Origin of the sequence: Brucepastera parasyntrophica (assembly GCF_022376835.1) — a bacterium.
GTDB classification, from domain to species: domain Bacteria; phylum Spirochaetota; class Spirochaetia; order Treponematales; family Treponemataceae; genus Brucepastera; species Brucepastera parasyntrophica.
Map to the genome: position 1 here is coordinate 512,768 of NZ_CP084606.1, position 19,396 is coordinate 532,163.

Sequence of the window (19,396 nt, forward strand, 5' to 3'; positions counted from 1 at the left end):
ACAGCTTTTTTTCCTTCCGGTGCATACTTTTTTTACCGGTGTTATTCACAACAAAGGCCTTTTGTTTTTTGTGTCAAAAAAAATTTCGTGGGCAAGATGTCCATGCATGCCGGCATCCCGCGCATTTTTTTCCGTAATCGCATAATACCGTTTTTTTACTGAATGGTTGGCAAATGCCTCCGCAAGTAATGAATATATTTTTCTGTCCCAGGCAAGGACTACACAGCCTGAAACAGGACGGTCAACTCTGTTAACCGTTTCAAAGAAAGAAAATTCCGCTGCGCTGCGGGTTTCAAGGATTTTTTTGAACTTTTCCGTAACCAGATACTGTTCATTACCGTCTTTTGTCGATTCACAAATTTCACCCGGCATTTTATTTATTACGGCGAAACTTCTGTCCATATATAGAATCCGCCGGCTTAGCGACTCTTCAGTTTCAGCTGTCATTTTTTCGTTCAAGGATTTCATTTCCTCTCCTGACGGATTCATAATACCGTTCGGCATTAAAAATTTTCTCTGTGTTATTGTATATGCGTGATTCACTATACCGCTGCAGCGAAGTTTTGACGAGTCCCAGGGATTGTTTTGCGGTGAGAATTCTTGTTACCGCTTCATCTAGCCGGAACATAAAATCCCCGTTGGTTTCAGCCCTGTTTTTTATCGCATCCGAAAGCTTCCGTATATTGGTTTCGGAAGTCATTATCATGTCGCAGCCCGCTTCGAGAGCGGCAACTGCCGCGTCTACCGGAGAATACCCGTTTCTGGCCAGGGCCTGCATTGAAATATCATCGGTAATAACAAGTCCGTTGTAATTGAGATTTTTTCGCAGAATACCGGTAACGCCTTTTTTTGAAAGGCAAAAAGGCGTATCAGGATCAATAATAGGTATTATGCTGTGAGCGACCAGTATTGCGTCCGCATATTCCGGAATAAGAGCGCGGAAGGGAGCCAGATATACTGTTTCAAATTCTTCCGGGGAAATATCAAGGACCGGAATTCCGAAATGGGGATCATCCGCCGAATTTCCCGGAAAGTGTTTGACCGCGTTTATAATTCCGGCGGAACTGCCGGCGCTGATTGCGGCTTCGGAATACCGGACGACCGTATCAAGAGAGGAAGAAAACGAACGGGTGCCGAGGAATGCCCTGTTTTCATCTGTGAGTATTTCCGCAACCGGAGAAAAACTCAGGGTTATGCCAAGTTCCGCAAGCTGTACGGCGGACTGACGGTACAGTTCACAGGCTTCAGCCGGAGAAAAATTTTCCGCAACCGTTTTTGCCGAAGGCAGACGGGTTCCTATGCTTCCGAGGCGGAATACGTCACCTCCCTCATTATCAATTCCGAAAAGCACAGGTACGCGGGCGCCGAGAGACTGAAAAGCCGCATTGCAGGACGCAATATAGTCAAAAACAGCCTCGGGGCCGCCGGCAATATTGTAACCGAAAAGGAGAACGGCTCCCGGAATAACATCCCGGAAATGCCTGTACAGATACGGATGGAACCTGTCATTGCCGTCAATACAGGTTATCAGGACCTGGGAAGATTTTTCCTGCAGCGACATTGAGGAAACGAGACTTTCAATCTGTTTCCGCTGCCATTCATCATGAGGAATTGCCATAACTGAAGCGGTATATTGATTCAGCCCGCCTGGATTATCAGGAACTGTACATGATATCAGATACACAAAAAGGGAGGACAGCAGTACTGTTTTTAGTATTAAGTGCAAAAAATATATTGATCGCATAAACCGGAATAACTTTTCTCTTTATCAGGTTAGCATAAAAAATAAAAAAAATCCAGCCGGAAGTCCGGCCGGATTTACATAATAACAGAAAAGAATTACTTAACCGGCGTAGGTCGCAATAAATACACCGGCAGCGATAGCTGTTCCGATTACACCCGCAACATTCGGGCCCATTGCGTGCATGAGCAGAAAGTTTGACGGATCGTATTCAAGACCAACCTTGTTTGACACACGCGCGGCCATAGGTACCGCAGAGACACCGGCGGAGCCGATAAGCGGATTGATTTTTTCCTTGAGGAAAAGATTCATCAGCTTGGCCATAAGAACACCGCCCATTGTCGCGACACAGAAGGCCAGCAAGCCCAGGACGATAATACCGACAGCGTTCGGGTTCATGATTTTCTCAGGAGTCATCTGCGAGCCGACGCCGAGAGAAAGCAGGATGGAAACAATATTCAGCATTTCATTCTGCATTGTCTTTGAAAGGCGTTCTACAACCCCGATTTCCCGTACAAAATTACCAAAGGCCAGCATACCAATCAGCGGCGCCGCAGAGGGGATCAGAAGAATTGAAAGAATCAGCAGCGCAATGGGAAACAGGACTTTTTCTGTCTTTGAAACATACCGGAGCTGTTTCATTTTTATCATGCGTTCTTTTTTTGTTGTCAGCATTTTCATAATAGGCGGCTGGATCATCGGGACAAGAGCCATATATGAATAAGCCGCAACGGCGATAACTGCCATCATATGCGGAGCCAGTTTTCCCGCCAGATAGATTGAGGTGGGGCCGTCGGCGCCGCCGATAATCGCAATGGCTGCGGCTTCGAACATATTGTAATCGATACCGTGGATCAGGTTCATCAGGGCAACCCCAAACAGGGTCACAAAGACCCCGAGCTGGGCCGCTCCGCCGAGTAGGGCCGTTTTCGGGTTCGCAATGAGCGGACCGAAATCAGTCATGGCGCCGATTCCCATAAAGATCAGCATCGGGAAAAACTCATTTCCGACACCAGCATCATAAATTATCCTGAGCATACCGGAATGTTCGTTATACATTCCGCCTCCGGGTATGTTGACAAAGACAGTCCCAAACCCTATCGGAATAAGCAAAAGCGGTTCAAACCCTTTTGCCGCGCCCAGATAAATAATAAGAAAACCTATGGCCATCATTACCAGCCGCTGCCATCCGGGAACGGTGGTTGTTTCAGCGGGATTGATTAAATTTTCAACTTCCTCGCTGCCGTTAATAATGGAATTTATACCGGTATTCTTAACAGTGTTTTTCAGAAATTCGCCAATGGATATTCTGGGGACATTTTCCGAACCCTTTATCGGGACATTCATATTGAAAATCGAAGCGACCTCATTTGAATCCCCGGCGGCGAAAACCGTCCCTACAAGCGAGTAAACCAGCGCAATACAGAGCATTGCAACCGTAATATTAATAATACGGCGTTTTGATTTTTCTTTACCTAACATATTATTGAACGCCCCTTATTTTATCTCTGCCAGAATCTGGCCGGCTGAAATCTGCGACCCGGGCGCGACCAGGAAATTGACCGTTCCGGCTACAGTAGCTTTTATTTCAAGTTCCATTTTCATTGATTCAATCATGATAATGGTCTGTCCGACAGTTACAGCGGAACCGGCTGGAACCATCTGCTTAAGCAGGGTGCCTGCTACCGGAGCGTTTACGGCAGTACCGCCTGAAGGAGCCGTAGCGGGTGCTGCAGCCTGGGCCGCCGGAGCGGGCTGGGCAGGAGCGGCCTGTACCGGAGCCGCGGGGGCGCCCGAACCAATGGTCGCGATTGTCTGGCCGGCTGAAATCTGCGCTCCCGGCTGGACAGCAAAATGGACAGGACCGTCGGCAGTAGCCTTGACTTCAAGCTCCATTTTCATTGATTCAATCATTATGATTGTATCACCGGTTTTAACCTGGGAGCCGTCGGCAACCATGTGTTTGAGCAGCGTGCCTGCTACCGGAGCGGCAATTGTTGCCCCGGATGAAGCGGCAGGAGCAGCGGCGGCGGCCGGTGCAGCGCCGGAAGCGGCTTTAAAACCGACATTATATGCCGTTCCGTTAACCGTAATGCTCATGCTGTCTCCTGACGGACCGGCCTGAACATTGTAATCGGCGCCGTTAACGCTTACCACATAGGAACCGCCCTTGGAGGATCCAGCTTCAGCTTTCGGAGTAACAAATGAATCGGAAGAAACCGGGCCTTTCGGACGTTCCTTGAAGAATTTCGGAGCGACCTGCGGGAACATGGCGTAAGTCAGAATATCCTCAACATTGTCTCCTGCGCCGTTTTTCTTTGCTTCTTCGGAAATTTTATCAAATTCATTCGGAATGAGGTCCGCGGGGCGCTGGGTAATAACAGCGTCCATATTGCTTTCCTTCAGGGCTTTCTTTACCAGTTCAGGATTGCATTCCGCAGGAGTTTTTCCGTATTTGCCGGTAAGAAGATCCCTTGTTTCGGCAGTCAGTCTTTCATAGCGTCCGAACAGTACATTGAAGACTGCCTGGGTTCCTACGATCTGGCTGGTCGGAGTAACAAGGGGGATATATCCGCAGTCTTTCTGTACGACAGGAATTTCCTTGAGAACGTCATCGATCTTGTCTGACGCGCCCTGTTCCTTGAGCTGGCTTTCAAGGTTTGAAAGCATTCCGCCCGGAACCTGGGATACCAGAATACGGGTATCGGCGCCGAGGAAGCTGGATTCGAATCTTGCGTATTTTTTCCGGACTTCGCGGAAATAGGCTGCAATTACAAGCAGTTTTTTTATATCAAGGCCGGTATCCATATCCGTGCCTTTGAAAATTTCAACCATTGTTTCAGTCGGGCTGTGGGAAGTACCCATTGACATGGAAGAGATAACCGTATCAATCCGTTCCGCTCCGGCTTCCGCGGCCTTTGTCAGAGTCGCGACCGACATACCTGTTGTCGCGTGGGTATGAATCTGCAGGGGAAGATCAACCTTTGCCTTTATTGCCTTGACAAGATCATAGGCGTCAAATGGCTTCAGGAGTCCCGCCATATCCTTAATACAGATTGAATCGGCGCCGAAGTCCGCATAGGCCTGCGCAAGTTCAGCGTATTTTTCTTTTGTATGATAGGGCGTTGTCGCGTAGGAAATTGCCATCTGGACATGCTTGCCGGTTTTTTTTGCCGCGTCAGCAGCGCGTTTCAGGTTTCTCGGATCATTAAGCGCGTCAAAAATGCGGAATACACCGACGCCGTTTTTTGCGGCAGCTTCAACAAATTTATCCACAACATCATCCGCATAGTGGCGGTATCCGAGAAGATTCTGCCCGCGGAGCAGCATCATTATAGGTGTTTTCGGGAGAGCAGCGTGAAGCTTGCGGAGGCGTTCCCAGGGATCTTCGTTCAGGAAGCGGATACAGGCGTCAAAGGTTGCCCCACCCCACGCTTCAAGACTGACATAGCCTATATCATCAAGTTTATCGCAGATAGGAAGCATATCCGCGGTAGTCATACGGGTTGCCTCAAGTGACTGATGCGCGTCGCGAAGAACAAGATCAGAAATTTGTACTTTAGCCATAAAAGGTCTCCTTATTGTTTTTGCTTTTCTTTAATGGCTGCTGCAATTGCCGCCACAACGGACTGATCCTGACCGGCGGGAACCGCTGCAGGAGAAACGGAAGAATCGCTGTCTTTGTCCTTATCGAGTCCTGTTTTCTTTACAAAAAATGCTACAAGATTCATGAAAAGAATGAGAATGATAAGGAACGCAAAAACAACACCCAGTCCCAAAACTGTCAGAATACCGCTCTGACTAAGCATTTCAGGTATTGTCATAACGCCTCCAAGAATAAATATATGCGGGAAATCACAGAAAACCTCGGATTTGAGAGGTGTCCTTGTATTTGCGTTTCATACTATAGGATTTTCTATCCTTGTTCAAGCCGGGGAAAATGGTTATACTTAAGCTGAAATACTTTAAAACCTACATAACAAGGAGCTGAATCCGGATGGACACGCAGACGATTCTTGCGCGTGCGCAGGCATATATCGATGAAGAAAAAGATGAAAAATTCGCAGATGAAGTAAAGGAACTTATCAGCAGCAGCAATATAAAAGAACTTGAGGACCGTTTTTACCAGAACCTGGAATTCGGCACCGGCGGACTCAGGGGCGTTATCGGAGGCGGAACCAACCGAATGAATACGCTGGTCGTTACCCGCGCGACCCAGGGGCTGGTCAATTATTTTCTGAAAACGTTTCCCGAAAAGGCAAAGAATAACAGCCTGAGCGCGGTAATTGCCTATGACTCGAGGCATTATTCCGATGTATTCGGGGAAGCGACCGCGCTTATTTTCGCCGCCAATGGTTTTAAAACCTACCTGTTTACCGGCCTCCGCCCTACTCCGGAACTCTCATTTGCCATACGGACGCTCGGCTGCGACACCGGAGTAGTTATTACGGCCTCGCATAATCCTCCGCAGTATAACGGATACAAGGCCTACTGGAATGACGGGGCGCAGGTTATTGAACCCCATGATGAAGGTATAATTGATGAAGTAAACGCAGTAAAGGAAGTAAAAACCATAAGCCGGGAAGAAGCTGTCAGTTCAGGAAAGCTTGTATTAATTGATAGTGAAATTGACGAAAAATACTGGGCAATGGTAAAAAGCAAACTGTTCCGCCCCGATCTTATCAGGGAACAGGCCGGCAATGTGAAAATTGTATATACACCTCTTCACGGGACCGGCGCAATGCATGTGGAAAAAGTTCTGGAAGACCTCGGTCTGAAAGTACTAACTGTACCCCGGCAGCGCGAACCGGACGGGAATTTTCCTACAGTCGCAAAACCGAACCCCGAAGAAGCGGCCGCCCTTAAAATGGCTATCGAGCTCGCGGAAAAGGAAAAAGCGGATGTGGTAATGTCTACCGATCCGGACGCGGATCGTTTCGGCGGCGCCGTTCCCGGACCGGACGGCAAATTCGTGCTGATCACCGGCAACCAGATGGGAGCCCTTCTGGTTGATTATATTTGTCTTTCCAGAAAGGAACTTGACAGGATGCCGCCCAACCCGGCTGTTATCCGTTCCATTGTTACATCCACCTTTGGAGACCGCATCGCAAATTCCTACGGAGTCGAGACAAAGGAATGTCTGACCGGATTCAAATGGATAGCGTCCGTTATGGCTGATTTTGAAAAAACAGGGTCCCATAATTATATTTTCGGTTACGAGGAAAGTTACGGGTACAATATTGAAACCGAGGTCCGCGACAAAGACGGAATTTCCGCCGCGGCGTTATGTGCGGAAATGACCCTGTACTGGCGCAGCAAGGGAAAAAGCCTTCTCGACCGCCTGAATGAAATGTACATGCAGCATGGTTATTTTAAGGAATACACGATAAACAAAGACTTTCCGGGGGCAAGCGGCGGAGCGGCCATGAAAAATCTTATGGCGACGCTCAGAAAAGACGGCCTCAAAATCCTGGACGGGAAAAAAGTCCTGACAATCAGAGATATACAGGAAGGAACCATCTATAGTCCTGTTGAGCCTGATAAAAAATCGGAAACAGGTCTTCCCCGCAGTAATGTACTTCAGTTCTTTTTGGAAGACGGAAGCATTGTCAGCGTAAGGCCGAGCGGAACGGAGCCGAAAATCAAATTCTATATTTCCTGCCCCGCTCCTGTTTCGGGACGGGACCTCGATGAAGCGAAAAAAATAGCGGATACCGCAGTAATGGATATGGAAGCTGAAATCCACCGCATCCTCGGGACCATATAGGAACCGCCGGAATGGGAAAGCATGACTGGCTTCTCGCAATTCCCGGTGAAGCGGTTTTTACAGCCTTCGATACTGAAACAACAGGACTTGATCCGAAGCAGAACAGGGTTATTGAAATCGGCGCGATCCGCTTTGACGCCGGGGGTATTATTTCCCGGTTTAATGTATTGATAAATCCAGGCATACCCATTGAGGCTGATATATCGGCAATAAATGGCATAACCAATGAAATGGTCGCAAAACAGCCGGCCATTCATCAGGTTCTGCCGGATTTTCTGCAGTTTATCGGAAGTTCAATTCTGATTGCCCACAACGCGCCGTTTGATATCAGTTTTATAAATGAAGAACTTTCAAGAATGGACAGCCCCGTATTGAATAACAGCTGTGTTGATACACGGATTTTTGCAAAGGAAGTATTCCCGGGCCAGCCGAAATACGCCCTGCAGGATCTGGCGGTTTCATTTGGAATAAAGGCAAAACAGGCTCACCGGGCGGAGGATGACGCAAGGGTCTGCATGGAACTTTTTTTGCACTGCTTTTCAAAGCTGCGCGGGGAAAAACATGCGGGAGCATAGCCCTCAGTCGGCATGAAATGATTCGAGTTCAGTCCGTTTAAAAAGTTTGCTCACTGCCTTTGACTGGATCTGGCGGACCCGTTCGCGGGTAATTCCCAGAAGTTTACCGGTCTCTTCCAGTGTAAGAGGACCTTCCCCTGAAAGACCGAAGCGCAGGTCAATAATCTTTGCTTCCCGGTCTGACAGACTCTTGAAAGCTTCTTTCAGGGTTTCCTGCAGAGTCGCGGTGAATATGAATTCAAAGGGTTCAATCAGAGAGTCATCACTGATGAGGTCGGACAAACGGGTATTATTATCTTCATCAACCGTTGTATCGAGACTGGTAGTTTCCTGGGAAAGATTCATAATCTCCACGACCCGTTCCGGAGACATCTGAAGGTAAGCTGCCAGCTCTTCAGGCGTCGGATCGCGCCCCAGGTCCTGAGTCAGCTGCTTTGCCACTGAAAAACATTTTCCCATTGTATTAAGCATATGTATGGGAATACGGATCAGACGTCCCTTATCCGCCAGACTTTTTATTATAGCCTGACGGATCCACCAGGTCCCATACGTTGAAAAACGGCAGTTCTTTGTATAGTCAAAGCGTTCCACGGCTTCAATCAGGCCGATATTTCCCTCATCAATGAGATCAAGCAGACTCAATCCTCTGTGCTGATAGTTTTTTGCGATCGATACAACCAGCCGCAGATTGGAAGTAATCATCCTGTTTTTTAATTCCCGCAATTCAGCATCCCTGACTGCAATTTTCTTCGGAAGTGTCTGATCTGAAGGATTTTCAGATAAAGAATCGTGCAGGGAATACAGGGCATTTCTAGCCTGTTCAATTTTCTGGCCTATGATCTGTTCATCGTCAATGCTTAAAAGAGGATACCGGGAAATCTGCTTGAGATACAGGGCTAGTAAATCAGGTTCAGCGACAAGATCTTCCTGTGCTTTTGTTTTTTCAGATACTTTTTTTACAGTTTTTTTCCCGACATTTTGGATAGTTTTTCCCCGTTTTTTTACTTTCATTCTGTTAGCTGTATGCGTACCTAATAACCGCGGGGAGCCTTTGCCGGATCAATCGGCTGGTCTTTATTATATACCATAAAATAAAGCTGCGGTTTACCTGAAAGCGAATCTGCGCCAAGTTTTCCCAATTCCCCGCCAAAATCAATTGAAGCTCCCGGACGTACGGAAATACTTTCAAGTCCGCCATATACGTAAATATAACCTGATTTTGATTGTATGAAAACCACCTGCCCAAAGCCCCGGTACGGGCCTGTCGATAGAACAACACCTGAAGCGACCGTTTTTACCCGTTCGCCCTTCTGCCCCGTTATGGATACACCGTTCAGCTTTCCGGTAAGATATGAAAACTCCTTGACCTCTACCGGCCAGATAATTGAAGGGTCAACCTTTTTTGGTTCAAAAACCCTGGGGTCCTCAAGAGGCTGCTGAATAACCGGGGGATTTCCCTGAACATTCGCCTGGGCGATTTCAGGTGTCAGGTCGGAGCGTATGGCCTTTTTACTGTCCGGGATAAATAAACAATCTCCCGCTTTTATCGTTGAATTGCCGGTCAGCTTATTCGCGTCAAGCAGGGCATCCAGAGGTATCTCGAATTTTCGGGCAATCGCGTACAGGGTATCGCCTTTTTCAATAACATACACATCAGGGATGCGCAGTTTTTGCCCGATTTTTAAATTATTGGGATCGGCAATATTATTCAGATCCATCAAAATCGAGGCAGGGACATTGTATTTTCTGCTGAGCGCAGATAATGTTTCACCTTTTTGCAGAGTATGGATTAATTCTTCTGCAAAACAGTTAAGTGAACATAATACTAAAAAAGTCATAAATGACGGCAGTAATAATTTCTTCATAATTTTCTGACATTACTATCGGCAGATCAGGCCCTATTCCTTACCGATAAATACTTATTCCGGCATAATATCTTCCATTATGAGAGGGAAAAAATCTTTTAATATTTCAAAATCCTCTTCGGAAACAGCGCTTTCTTTTTCATATGCAATTACTTCATTTGAAGCATCCAGTTTATCTATTAATCCCATAATAATATAGGTCAGAATAATCAGGCCGGCCTTCGGGTGGGCGTTAATATAAACCGAAAACTTTTCCCGCGAAAGACTCATAATAAGCGCCTGGGTTTTGGCCCGGACTGTCGCGGTGCTTGATCTGTTCTTGAAAAGGGAGGTTTCGCCGAAAACAGCCCCGCTGGTCAGCGTACTCAGTTTTATTTCTTTTTTCTGCTCCCCTTTTTTCAGAACATCAACTTCACCGGAAACAAGAGTGTACAGGGCCCTGACCATGGAGTCTTCTTCAATCAGGACTTCTCCCGGGTCAAATGAATACATATCGCAAATATCACCAATGGCTATAAGATCTGTTTTTTCAATTCTTGAGAACATGGGGACTTCAACAAGATTCGCCAAAAATACGTCCGGAAACATGCCCACCTTTTCCATAAATGATCCTCCATAAATATAAATATGTATAATATACTGCTATTAGTGCAAAAAAGTATAATTTTGCCAGTTTACATATATAATATAATATCACATATATGAAATTTTGCAGTATAATTTAAAGTATGAAACCACTTTTTTTTCTTTTCGGATGCTGTTTTCTTATTTCTGCGGTTTTTCCGCAGAGTACGGACATACCTGAAGTTTCATTGAGCTATTCGTTTAATGGGAATTATACACTTGTTGAACGTTCAAACTGGTCAAAATACCAGAACGGGAAATATATAGGTCTGACCCATAACGAAACGCGGGCGCGGGTTAAGGCCACCGGTGAAAATCCGAAGGGGCAGGAATTTTCAGGATTTTTTTATGTTCTCGAAGAAACCCTGCGGGATATGGCAAAGACATCGCGAAGCATTGATGAGATAAATGAAACAGCGTTTACCGTTTTACCGGACGGGACCATGCAATTTTCCGCTGACTCCGGATATCCCCGGCTGCGAGGTTTTCCCGTTTTCCCGGACACGAGGATCAAACCGGGCGACCGGTGGCAGGCTGAAGGCGTACGGATTATTGATCCCAAACGGGACGGAAAAACAAGCGCGCTTCCGATACTGGTTGAATATACCTTTTCCGGCAAGGAAGAATACAGGAATATTCCTGTTTACCGGATAAAGGCCCGGTACGCAACGCGGATTAATAAATACAATAAAAACAGGTCAGATGATCCTGACCTTGTTAATGCAACAGGAACCCACGAAGCGGACATTCTTGTTAACGCCGAAAACGGATCCATTGTTCTGATTCTTGACAGGCTCGATGAAACCTTTTATTACGCGGACGGAACAAACATCCGGTATAAGGGAAATACGGCCATGTTTACGGAAATCCCGGTTCCCGTTCAAAAAGAAATTCTGGTTAAGGAACTCGAAACAATTACCTCGGACGCGGCGAAAAAACATGAAAGCGGCGGAAGCGGTTCAAACCGGGGAAACCTTTCAGGTCAAATCCAGAACAAATTGAACGGTAAAACTCCCGACGCAGACAGTCCGTTTTCCGTTGAGGAAACAGCCCAGGGCATACGCCTGTCAATGAAAAATATCCACTTTCAGGCTGATACCGCGGTTATCCTTGATGACGAAACATGGCGGCTGGATGCGATTGCGGAAGCCCTCCGGCTCGCGCCGAAAAATCAATATCTTGTTGAAGGGCATACCGCATCAACAGGGGATCCTGCCGCCGAAAAAAGATTATCCGAAGAGCGGGCGAAAAAAATTATTGACGAACTTGTAAAACGGGGACTGCATGCGGAACAGTTTATGTATACCGGTTACGGAGGTACCCGCCCTGCTGCGGGAAATAATACGGAAGAAGGACGGGCCCAAAACCGACGCGTTGAAATTACAATTCTCGAATAACAGTGACGGCGATTTCAAAACTAACCGGGTTTTGAAACTCGGTTCGGGACTCAGAATAAATCCAGCTGGTTCGGGTTCCGGAATTCTGCCAGGAGAGCTCCTATATCAATCCCATTGATCAGCGTGCCTTCCGAATACTGACTGAAAATATTTTTCCGGCCCATTTCGAGATGGCTTGAGGATATGCCATACCGGATTGAACTGTCGGCTTCAACAAAGGCCGCGATCTGGTCGGCCGCCCTGACCAGTTTTCCGTCTACCGGTTTACAGGCGTCATTGCTGTACGTAGTCTGTAAATCCTGAAAATCAACAAATTCCACCTGTCCCTCAGAATTAAGGATTCTGTTGCAGAATTCATTGCTGGTAAAATACATCAGTTCGCTTCTGAAAGATTCATCCATAAGGGGAACCAGTTCTTTTTCCACAATCTTGTCTTCAATTTCTTTTACGATTGCCGGAAGGTGGTCAGTCGCCTGTTTGACGGGGGAAATAATATCCCGGGTAACAGCCTCGGGAAGATCATGAAACAGGGCAGAAAAGAAATTATTATAAAATCTTCCGGCTGGCGCCCCTATTTCCCTGCTCAGCAGCAAAGTCAGGGCCGCAACAAAATATGAATGGCCGAGAACACTTGTCGCTGGAATCCTCGGTGTCTGGTTCCAGCGGGTTTGAAATCTGAGCCGCTCTATTTCCATTAAAAAATCATAGGGAGTCTGTTTGGTTATCAGAAGCTGAAGTCCGCGCAGGTCAAGGAATTCCTCAATGTCCCTGTTGAGATTCTTGGTTACCTCTATCAGGCGGAACGGTTCATTGACAATGGTTAAGAGTTCAACCTCGCGCATGGTTGAATATTTGTGAGCGGCCCTCAATACACGCCAGGTTATATCATTTGTATCAGGTTCGCCAAGAACATAATCGGAAAATTCCTGAAACAGTTTTTTATCGGAAATGATATGAATATACTGGTCAAGGACCCACTCGTTCAGCTTTTTATATTCGTCAGGATATTCGTTGCGGATCATGCGCTGGACAGGGGCTTTTATATCGCTTAAAACTATCTTGCGCAGCAGATCAAAAAACGAACCGTATATTATCCGGCTCCAGTCAATATGCGTCCCGTTTTTTTCTTCAAACTTTCCAATGATATAGGCAAGAACAGCCTTTTCCGCACTCTTATCAATTTCAATAAGGGGGAAGGGTCTGACAAGATCATTCCAGCGTTCCAGGGAAAAACCTTCGAAAATTTTTAAAACAAAACTCCGGTTAAACATAACTTGTAATCTCTCCTGCAGGCATGCGTATTTTTTCAGGAACGGTTTTATCCCTGGCATACCCGAAAACGCAAATAATTCCGGTATCCCAGACAGAGGGATCAAGTTCCAGAATTTCCAAAACCGCTTGATTTTCGAATCCTTCAAGGGCACAGGAATCGATTCCTGCTCCGGCCGCGCCTATCATCATTGATGTGCAGGGTATGTATGTCTGGGCGCGTGACCAGGAATCCAGCAGATTGTTGTTTTTCAGATAATCATAATATCCCGTATAATCAGGAATAAAAGCATCCAGCCCGCCGGGGAAGCGGCTTGCGCGTTCCCTGACAAAAGAACTTTCAGGCTTATACGAAGCCGCTTTCCGGCAGACTATTACCACCGCCAGCCCGGCTGTCAAAACAGCCTCCTGCATAAAACAGGCGGCATAGAGTTTCTTCTTTTTTTCCGGTGAAATTACCGCATAAAAATGCCAGCCCTCAAGGCCGAATGAAGACGGAGAAAGTCTTCCGCAATCAAGAATATATGCTATATCCGAATCCGTGATTGTATGTTCCGTATCAAAAAGCCTGCAGGCATATCTGCGGCGCAGAACGGAGGCAAACTGTTCCTGCGCGGTCATTTGTTCTTGCCCTTGCTAATATCCGCCACCAGATCCAGCGCAACGGAAATCATTGTATCAATGGCTGCCTTCCGTTCCTTTACCGCCAGGAATTTTCCGGTAACACATGAATCAGTATGGGTCAGTATTGAAAGCGCTTTTTTTTCAAGCCAGGCCGCGTTACAGTACAGCGCGAAGGTCTCCATATCCTGGGCAAGGCAGCCCATCCGCGACCAGGGAACCCATGCTGTCTGCGGCCCGAGCGCATTATAATCCGAAAAAAGATCCGAAGAAAAAACTCCGCCCGCATGGAAAACAAGTTTTTTCTTTTTTGCAATGGAAACAGCTTTTTCAAAAAGACCGAAATCGGCGCAGGGCGCGTAAGTACCCGGGAGCGAATACTGGTAGGCATAATTTGAATCGGAAGAGGCTGTCATTGCAAAAACAAAATCGCCGGGTTCAATATACTCCTGTAAGCCTCCCGCTGTTCCTATCCTTATTATATTCTGCACATCATAAAACCTGAAAAGTTCATATGAATATATTCCGGCAGAAGCGCAGCCCATGCCGGAAGCGATAACGGAAACAGGGACGTTTTTCCAGGTTCCCGTATAGCCCAGCATATTTCGCACAGAAGTAACTTTTTTTACATCTGAAAGAAAAGAATCAGCAACATGTTTTGCCCTCAGCGGATCGCCCGGAAAGAGAACGATCGGGGCGATTTCATCATTCTGCGCGCTGTTATGAGGTGTCGGCATTATCAGCTTGCTCCTTTTTCATATGGCTTGCCCGCATCCCGCGGAGCGTAATTTTTTCCGCTGAACAGAACAAGGGCCAGAAGGGTTATGGCATAAGGCATGATATTGAAAATTTCCGCGGGAAACCTTCGCAAAAATGCATAATCAGACGCAATTATCGAAAAAGCAAGAGCCGATCCAAACAGGAGGGAGGCCCCGGCCACTCCCAGCGGCTTCCACCTGCCAAAAGAAACAACGGCAAGCGCTATAAAACCGTGTCCGTTGACTGTTGTCGAATTAAACTGGGTATTTGTTGTAAGAACAAGACAGCCACCGGCCAGCCCGGCAAGGAACCCCGATACCAGTACGGCGATATACCTCATCTGTTTGACATTTATTCCTACGGAAGCCGCTGCCTGAGGGTTCTCGCCGCAGGCGCGGAGTCTCAGGCCGAAAGGATATTTATATAAAACAACCCAGGCAAGGAATATTACGGCCAGGGCAATATAGGCCGTCGGATAAATGCTGAATTTTCCCGGCATCATACTCATCATAAACTGTTTTGTTCTGTCCTGTTTAAAAAGAATTTGCGAGAGAAAAACAGTGACTCCTGTTGCAAGCAGATTTATACCGGTTCCGGAAACAGTCTGATCGGCATTGAGGGAAATCGAAGCAAATGCGTGAATATATGAAAAAAACATGCCAAAGCATGAACCTATCAGCAATGAAACCCAGATAGAACCTCCGCCCAGAATCGGCTCAAGAAAGTAGTGTGCGGAGGCTGTGGCAAAGGCGCCGAACACCATAAGCCCTTCAAGGGCAATATTTACCACACCTGCCCGTTCGCATATCATTCCTCCTGTCGCAGTGATCAATATCGGAGAAACCAGCATAAGTATAGTCGGAATTTTATTCAGAAAATTACTCAATTTGATATTCCTTCGTTTTGTTTTTTTTCATGGACTTCCGGATAAAAATACGGAACCCGGTGCGGATCGCAATGAAAACAACCACAAGGCCCTGTATGATAAAGGTAATTTCTTTCGGAATACCATTGGCTTCCATAAATGACTGGGCTGAAGACAGCAGGCCGAAAAGGAGTCCAGCCAGAAAAGTTCCGACAGCCGTACTGTTCCCCACAAGAGCGACAGCAATACCGGTAAAACCGTAGCCGTCATTTACAGCAAGCACCCGCCCGTATTTAAGTGAACCAAGAGATACAATCGCTCCGGCAAGGCCGGCAAAGGCGCCGGCTATTGCCATTGAAAGAATAATACTTTTTACAACAGGGATTCCATTTGAACGCGCCGCGTCTTTATTGAACCCGGTTGCGCGTAACTCGAAGCCAAGTTTTGTTTTTTCAATAATGACATGATACAGAACAAGAGCCAGGATAACAAAGATAAAACCCAGATTAAAGCTGGAAGTTCCGGTGAGTTTGTCAAGAAAGGCGGAACGCAATGACGCAGTTTCAGGGTAAAGAGGGGTTTGATACGTGTTTGTTCCCGGTATCTTCATAATAAAAATGCGGGAAAGATAGAGGGCTATATAATTCAGCATAATGGTAGCTACAACTTCGGAAACCTCGAATTTCGCCTTGAGCCAACCTACAATGCCGCCCCAAAAGGCCCCGCCGAGCATAGCTAGGACAATCGCGAGCATCCAGTGAATATAGGGAATCTGCGGCCCCAGCAGCGCAACAATCTGGGCCACGGTAAGCCCTACAATATACTGCCCCTCCCCTCCTATGTTAAACAGACCGGTCCGTGCGGCAAACCCCATTGATAAACCGCAAAGGATCAGCGGCATTGAAAGGGCAAGCCAGTCGCCTATATATCTGACAATCCATCTTCCGGTATCCACATTATACCCGGTCATAACCTGGAGCAGAGCTTTATACATTCCGAGCGGATTTCTCCCCGTACAGAGTATGAGCAGTGTCCCGCAAAGAAATCCGAGTAAAACTACCAGAACGGAAATTGCCGCATCCGACTCAAGAAGTATTTGACGTATCGTTCTTTTTCCGCCCGGTCTCATAAATCAAACCTTTCATTATCTTCAATTTTTGAACCTGCCATCATTACACCGATCTGATGTTCCTCAAGTTCATTTTCCCGGAATATACCGGCTATTTCACCCCGTGAAAGAATAACAATCCTGTCACATAAATTCATGATTTCATCAAGCTCAAAGGAAACAAGCAAAACAGCCTTCCCCGCGTCCCGCTCCGCAACAATACGCTTCCGGATATATTCAATTGCCCCTACATCGAGGCCCCGGGTCGGCTGGGCAATTACAAGTACTTCGGGCGAAAGTGAAATTTCCCTGGCTATAATCACCTTCTGCTGATTGCCGCCCGACATATGTTTAACAGGCATATCCGGACCGCCTCCGGCACGGATATCATACTGGCTGATTAATTCTTTAGCATGGGAAAAAATCGCGGGATAATTCAGGAAACCCGAACGGGATGAAAATGGCCTTTTATCATAATTTTTCAGAATGAAATTTTCAGCAACGGTAAACTCCATAACAAGCCCGTGTTTTTGCCGGTCTTCAGGAATAAAACCCATGCCTCTCTGAATTCTTTTTTAACTCTTGCGTGTGTAATATCTTTTCCGTCGATACTGATTTTTCCGCACTCGGGCTTTGTAATGCCCGCGAGCGCGGCAAGAAGTTCGGTCTGGCCATTCCCGTCCACTCCTGCGATTCCGACAATTTCGCCCGCGTGAATGGTAAGGGTAAAGTCCTTTAAGCCAAGCAGTCCTCTCCAGTTTTTAACGCACAGATCTTCAATGTCCAGAACAGCCTTCCCCGGCCGTGCCGGCTTTTTATCAATTGAAAATTTGACCGCCCGACCGACCATTAATTCAGCAAGCTGAATCTGCGAAACGTCCGCGACGTCTACTGTTGCGATACTCTTTCCGCGGCGGAGAATGGTACACCGTTCGGCGACCGCCTTTATCTCCTGGAGTTTATGTGTAATAAGAATGATTGTCTTGCCTTCCGCCTTAAGCCGTCTGACGATATCCATAAACTCGTCAATTTCCTGGGGCGCTAAAACGGCGCTCGGTTCATCAAAAATAAAAATCTCGGCGTTCCGGTACAGCGTTTTTAAAATTTCAACCCGCTGCTGCATACCGACGCTTATGTCTTCAATTGTATCCCGGGGATTTATCCGTAATCCGTACTGTGCGGAAAGCGCGGTTATTTCCTTCTCCGCTGTTTTAATGTCGAGCATGCCGGGCCCGTATCGTTTTTCGACGCCAAGCATGATGTTTTCGGTTACCGTATAATTATGAATCAATTTAAAATGCTGATGGACCATCCCGATTCCAAGAGCCGTTGCATCATTCGGGTTTCTGATTTTTACATCGCTGCCGTACAGCCGGATTACACCCTCATCAGCTTCATAGGTGCCAAAGAGGATCGACATCAGGGTCGATTTACCGGCGCCGTTTTCACCGAGCAGGGCATGTATTTCATTTTTCCGTACGGTAAAATTGATATGATCATTTGCAACCACACCCGGAAAAGATTTGGTGATACCGAGCATTTCTATTGCATTGGGCTCCATCAGCAGCTCCCGAAAAACATTTTTTTACCTGCGAGAAAATCTCACAATAAAAAAGGCTGTCCTTCCGGGCAGGAATGGGACAGCCTTTTCATGATAGTAATATATTAATTATCCTTTGCGCCAAGACCGGCCGGAACCGCGCCTGCAGCCAGAGCATCCTTATATGTTGCATATACGTGGATCTTCTTGCTTACAATATCTCTCTTAACCGCATTGACCTTTACAATGATATCGGCGCCAAGCTCGGCATTTTTTTCCGAAAAACCTACACCGTCCGAGGCCAGATTAAGATCGATAACAACGGGAGCAAAGGTCTTGTCCTGAACCGCATTGAGGGCATACATGGTCGCAGCCTCAACCCGTTTGAGCATGGATGTCAGCACTGCCGATTTACCGGCCGTATAAATACCTTCCTCATACTGGTCCGAATCAACCCCGATTGCCCACACATTTCTTCCCATATTCCGGTATTCTTTTGCCTGCGCAATAGTCCCATTGCCGGTACCGCCGGCAGCGGAATAAATGGCATATACGCCTGAATCATACCAGTTTTTTGCCTGAACCTTGGCCAATTCGGGCTTGCCCCAGTCATTGGCGTAATAATCAACAATTTCAGCATTGGGGATTACCGACCGGATACCCTGGATATATCCCATCTCAAATTTCGTTATTGTCTCTCCCGGAATTCCTCCGATAAAACCGAATTTCGGATTCTTGATACCATCGGCAACAGCCCGTAACGCGGCGGCAACGCCGACAAGATATGATCCTTCATGTTCAGAAAAGGTAAACTGCATGACATTTGGTTTTGTTACCCAGTCAACATCCACGATCATGTATTTCTGATTCGGATACATATCAGCGACTTCCGTCAGTGCATCGGCAAAGGTGAAACCGGTAACACAAATCAGGGAGGGTCCTTCATCCGAGGCCTGGCGGAGAACAGGAACATACCTGTCCTGTGTCTGACAGGTCATTACATTGTATAATTTTCCCCGCTGCGTCTGTTTATCCCAGGTATCGCCGTAATATGAAAGGATCCCCCTCCATGCCGCCGCGTTGAAGGATTTATCATCGACTCCGGTTGCATCTGTTATAAGTCTGATTGTAGGACGGCCGTCTGTATTGGCCGCATCTTTTCCGCCTCCGGCAAAGACAGAAAATACCATTCCCAGGATCAAAACTACTGCACATATTCTTTTCATTTTCCCCTCCGTATTTACATACTTTAGTAATAAGACTAA

General features: G+C 46.9%; 17 protein-coding genes and 1 pseudogene. 3 read left to right on the forward strand and 15 right to left on the reverse strand.

Annotated elements, in window-relative coordinates:
• Positions 1-45: 45 nt before the first annotated feature.
• From K7I13_RS02435 to K7I13_RS02455, 5 genes are all read right to left on the reverse strand, one after another.
• A complete protein-coding gene (locus K7I13_RS02435) occupies positions 46-402 on the reverse strand; it encodes a pseudouridine synthase (protein WP_255947670.1) in 357 nt (118 codons plus the stop codon).
• A gap of 34 nt (positions 403-436) precedes the next feature.
• Complete coding sequence (locus tag K7I13_RS02440; protein WP_255947671.1) at positions 437-1,618, reverse strand: glycoside hydrolase family 3 N-terminal domain-containing protein; 1,182 nt, start codon at positions 1,616-1,618, stop codon at positions 437-439.
• A gap of 225 nt (positions 1,619-1,843) precedes the next feature.
• Positions 1,844-3,223, reverse strand: coding sequence for a sodium ion-translocating decarboxylase subunit beta (locus tag K7I13_RS02445; RefSeq protein ID WP_255947672.1), 1,380 nt, complete (start codon positions 3,221-3,223; stop codon positions 1,844-1,846).
• Positions 3,224-3,238: 15 nt separating this feature from the next.
• The gene (gene oadA / locus K7I13_RS02450; protein WP_255947674.1) at positions 3,239-5,308 is read right to left on the reverse strand and encodes a sodium-extruding oxaloacetate decarboxylase subunit alpha; all 2,070 of its coding nucleotides are present in this window, start codon (positions 5,306-5,308) and stop codon (positions 3,239-3,241) included.
• Positions 5,309-5,319: 11 nt separating this feature from the next.
• Positions 5,320-5,565 carry an OadG family protein gene (locus K7I13_RS02455; RefSeq protein ID WP_255947675.1) on the reverse strand — a complete coding sequence of 82 codons (246 nt, stop codon included), beginning with the start codon at positions 5,563-5,565 and terminating at the stop codon, positions 5,320-5,322.
• A 173-nt stretch (positions 5,566-5,738) separates the two neighbouring features.
• Between K7I13_RS02455 and K7I13_RS02460 the strand changes: the two genes are divergently transcribed.
• A complete protein-coding gene (locus K7I13_RS02460; protein WP_255947676.1) occupies positions 5,739-7,508 on the forward strand; it encodes a phospho-sugar mutase in 1,770 nt (589 codons plus the stop codon).
• An 11-nt stretch (positions 7,509-7,519) separates the two neighbouring features.
• Positions 7,520-8,083 carry a 3'-5' exonuclease gene (locus K7I13_RS02465; RefSeq protein ID WP_255947677.1) on the forward strand — a complete coding sequence of 188 codons (564 nt, stop codon included), beginning with the start codon at positions 7,520-7,522 and terminating at the stop codon, positions 8,081-8,083.
• 3 nt (positions 8,084-8,086) lie between these two features.
• Here K7I13_RS02465 and K7I13_RS02470 read toward each other — a convergent pair whose 3' ends face one another.
• Genes K7I13_RS02470 through K7I13_RS02480 form a run of 3 tightly spaced genes read right to left on the reverse strand, consistent with a single transcriptional unit; the run spans position 8,087 to position 10,551 of the window.
• The gene (locus K7I13_RS02470; protein WP_255947678.1) at positions 8,087-9,094 is read right to left on the reverse strand and encodes a sigma-70 family RNA polymerase sigma factor; all 1,008 of its coding nucleotides are present in this window, start codon (positions 9,092-9,094) and stop codon (positions 8,087-8,089) included.
• Between the two features lie 20 nt (positions 9,095-9,114).
• Positions 9,115-9,948: a M23 family metallopeptidase gene (locus K7I13_RS02475; RefSeq protein ID WP_255947679.1), complete on the reverse strand. Its 834-nt coding sequence runs from the start codon at positions 9,946-9,948 to the stop codon at positions 9,115-9,117.
• Positions 9,949-10,002: 54 nt separating this feature from the next.
• Positions 10,003-10,551 carry a cyclic nucleotide-binding domain-containing protein gene (locus K7I13_RS02480; protein WP_255947680.1) on the reverse strand — a complete coding sequence of 183 codons (549 nt, stop codon included), beginning with the start codon at positions 10,549-10,551 and terminating at the stop codon, positions 10,003-10,005.
• Positions 10,552-10,676: 125 nt separating this feature from the next.
• Between K7I13_RS02480 and K7I13_RS02485 the strand changes: the two genes are divergently transcribed.
• Positions 10,677-11,969 carry an OmpA family protein gene (locus K7I13_RS02485; RefSeq protein ID WP_255947682.1) on the forward strand — a complete coding sequence of 431 codons (1,293 nt, stop codon included), beginning with the start codon at positions 10,677-10,679 and terminating at the stop codon, positions 11,967-11,969.
• Between the two features lie 50 nt (positions 11,970-12,019).
• Here the strand turns inward: K7I13_RS02485 and K7I13_RS02490 are convergent, their stop codons facing one another.
• From K7I13_RS02490 to K7I13_RS02520, 7 genes and pseudogenes are all read right to left on the reverse strand, one after another.
• Entirely contained in the window at positions 12,020-13,240 is a 1,221-nt protein-coding gene (locus tag K7I13_RS02490; protein WP_255947683.1) for an HD domain-containing protein, read from the reverse strand.
• Positions 13,233-13,859: an NAD(P)H-dependent oxidoreductase gene (locus K7I13_RS02495; RefSeq protein WP_255947684.1), complete on the reverse strand. Its 627-nt coding sequence runs from the start codon at positions 13,857-13,859 to the stop codon at positions 13,233-13,235. The genes K7I13_RS02490 and K7I13_RS02495 overlap by 8 nt, the downstream gene beginning before the upstream one ends.
• Entirely contained in the window at positions 13,856-14,596 is a 741-nt protein-coding gene (locus tag K7I13_RS02500) for a purine-nucleoside phosphorylase (RefSeq protein ID WP_255947685.1), read from the reverse strand. Before K7I13_RS02500 ends, K7I13_RS02495 begins: the two co-directional genes overlap by 4 nt.
• A 2-nt stretch (positions 14,597-14,598) precedes the next feature.
• Positions 14,599-15,504, reverse strand: coding sequence for an ABC transporter permease (locus K7I13_RS02505; protein ID WP_255947686.1), 906 nt, complete (start codon positions 15,502-15,504; stop codon positions 14,599-14,601).
• A complete protein-coding gene (locus K7I13_RS02510) occupies positions 15,497-16,612 on the reverse strand; it encodes an ABC transporter permease (protein WP_255947688.1) in 1,116 nt (371 codons plus the stop codon). The genes K7I13_RS02505 and K7I13_RS02510 overlap by 8 nt, the downstream gene beginning before the upstream one ends.
• A pseudogene (locus K7I13_RS02515) lies at positions 16,609-18,152 on the reverse strand (ABC transporter ATP-binding protein). Before K7I13_RS02515 ends, K7I13_RS02510 begins: the two are co-directional and overlap by 4 nt.
• Before the next feature lie 104 nt (positions 18,153-18,256).
• A complete protein-coding gene (locus tag K7I13_RS02520) occupies positions 18,257-19,357 on the reverse strand; it encodes a BMP family lipoprotein (protein ID WP_255947690.1) in 1,101 nt (366 codons plus the stop codon).
• Between the last annotated feature and the right edge of the window lie 39 nt (positions 19,358-19,396).

Coding starts and splice junctions, on each gene's coding strand:
- K7I13_RS02470 (WP_255947678.1), bottom strand. CDS start 9,094: ATGAAAGTAAAAAAACGGGGAAAAACTATCCAAAATGTCGGGAAAAAA.
- K7I13_RS02500 (WP_255947685.1), bottom strand. CDS start 14,596: ATGCCGACACCTCATAACAGCGCGCAGAATGATGAAATCGCCCCGATC.
- K7I13_RS02495 (WP_255947684.1), bottom strand. CDS start 13,859: ATGACCGCGCAGGAACAGTTTGCCTCCGTTCTGCGCCGCAGATATGCC.
- K7I13_RS02435 (WP_255947670.1), bottom strand. CDS start 402: ATGGACAGAAGTTTCGCCGTAATAAATAAAATGCCGGGTGAAATTTGT.
- K7I13_RS02510 (WP_255947688.1), bottom strand. CDS start 16,612: ATGAGACCGGGCGGAAAAAGAACGATACGTCAAATACTTCTTGAGTCG.
- K7I13_RS02520 (WP_255947690.1), bottom strand. CDS start 19,357: ATGAAAAGAATATGTGCAGTAGTTTTGATCCTGGGAATGGTATTTTCT.
- K7I13_RS02455 (WP_255947675.1), bottom strand. CDS start 5,565: ATGACAATACCTGAAATGCTTAGTCAGAGCGGTATTCTGACAGTTTTG.
- K7I13_RS02490 (WP_255947683.1), bottom strand. CDS start 13,240: ATGTTTAACCGGAGTTTTGTTTTAAAAATTTTCGAAGGTTTTTCCCTG.
- K7I13_RS02485 (WP_255947682.1), top strand. CDS start 10,677: ATGAAACCACTTTTTTTTCTTTTCGGATGCTGTTTTCTTATTTCTGCG.
- oadA (WP_255947674.1), bottom strand. CDS start 5,308: ATGGCTAAAGTACAAATTTCTGATCTTGTTCTTCGCGACGCGCATCAG.
- K7I13_RS02440 (WP_255947671.1), bottom strand. CDS start 1,618: ATGGCAATTCCTCATGATGAATGGCAGCGGAAACAGATTGAAAGTCTC.
- K7I13_RS02460 (WP_255947676.1), top strand. CDS start 5,739: ATGGACACGCAGACGATTCTTGCGCGTGCGCAGGCATATATCGATGAA.
- K7I13_RS02465 (WP_255947677.1), top strand. CDS start 7,520: ATGGGAAAGCATGACTGGCTTCTCGCAATTCCCGGTGAAGCGGTTTTT.
- K7I13_RS02445 (WP_255947672.1), bottom strand. CDS start 3,223: ATGTTAGGTAAAGAAAAATCAAAACGCCGTATTATTAATATTACGGTT.
- K7I13_RS02475 (WP_255947679.1), bottom strand. CDS start 9,948: ATGAAGAAATTATTACTGCCGTCATTTATGACTTTTTTAGTATTATGT.
- K7I13_RS02480 (WP_255947680.1), bottom strand. CDS start 10,551: ATGGAAAAGGTGGGCATGTTTCCGGACGTATTTTTGGCGAATCTTGTT.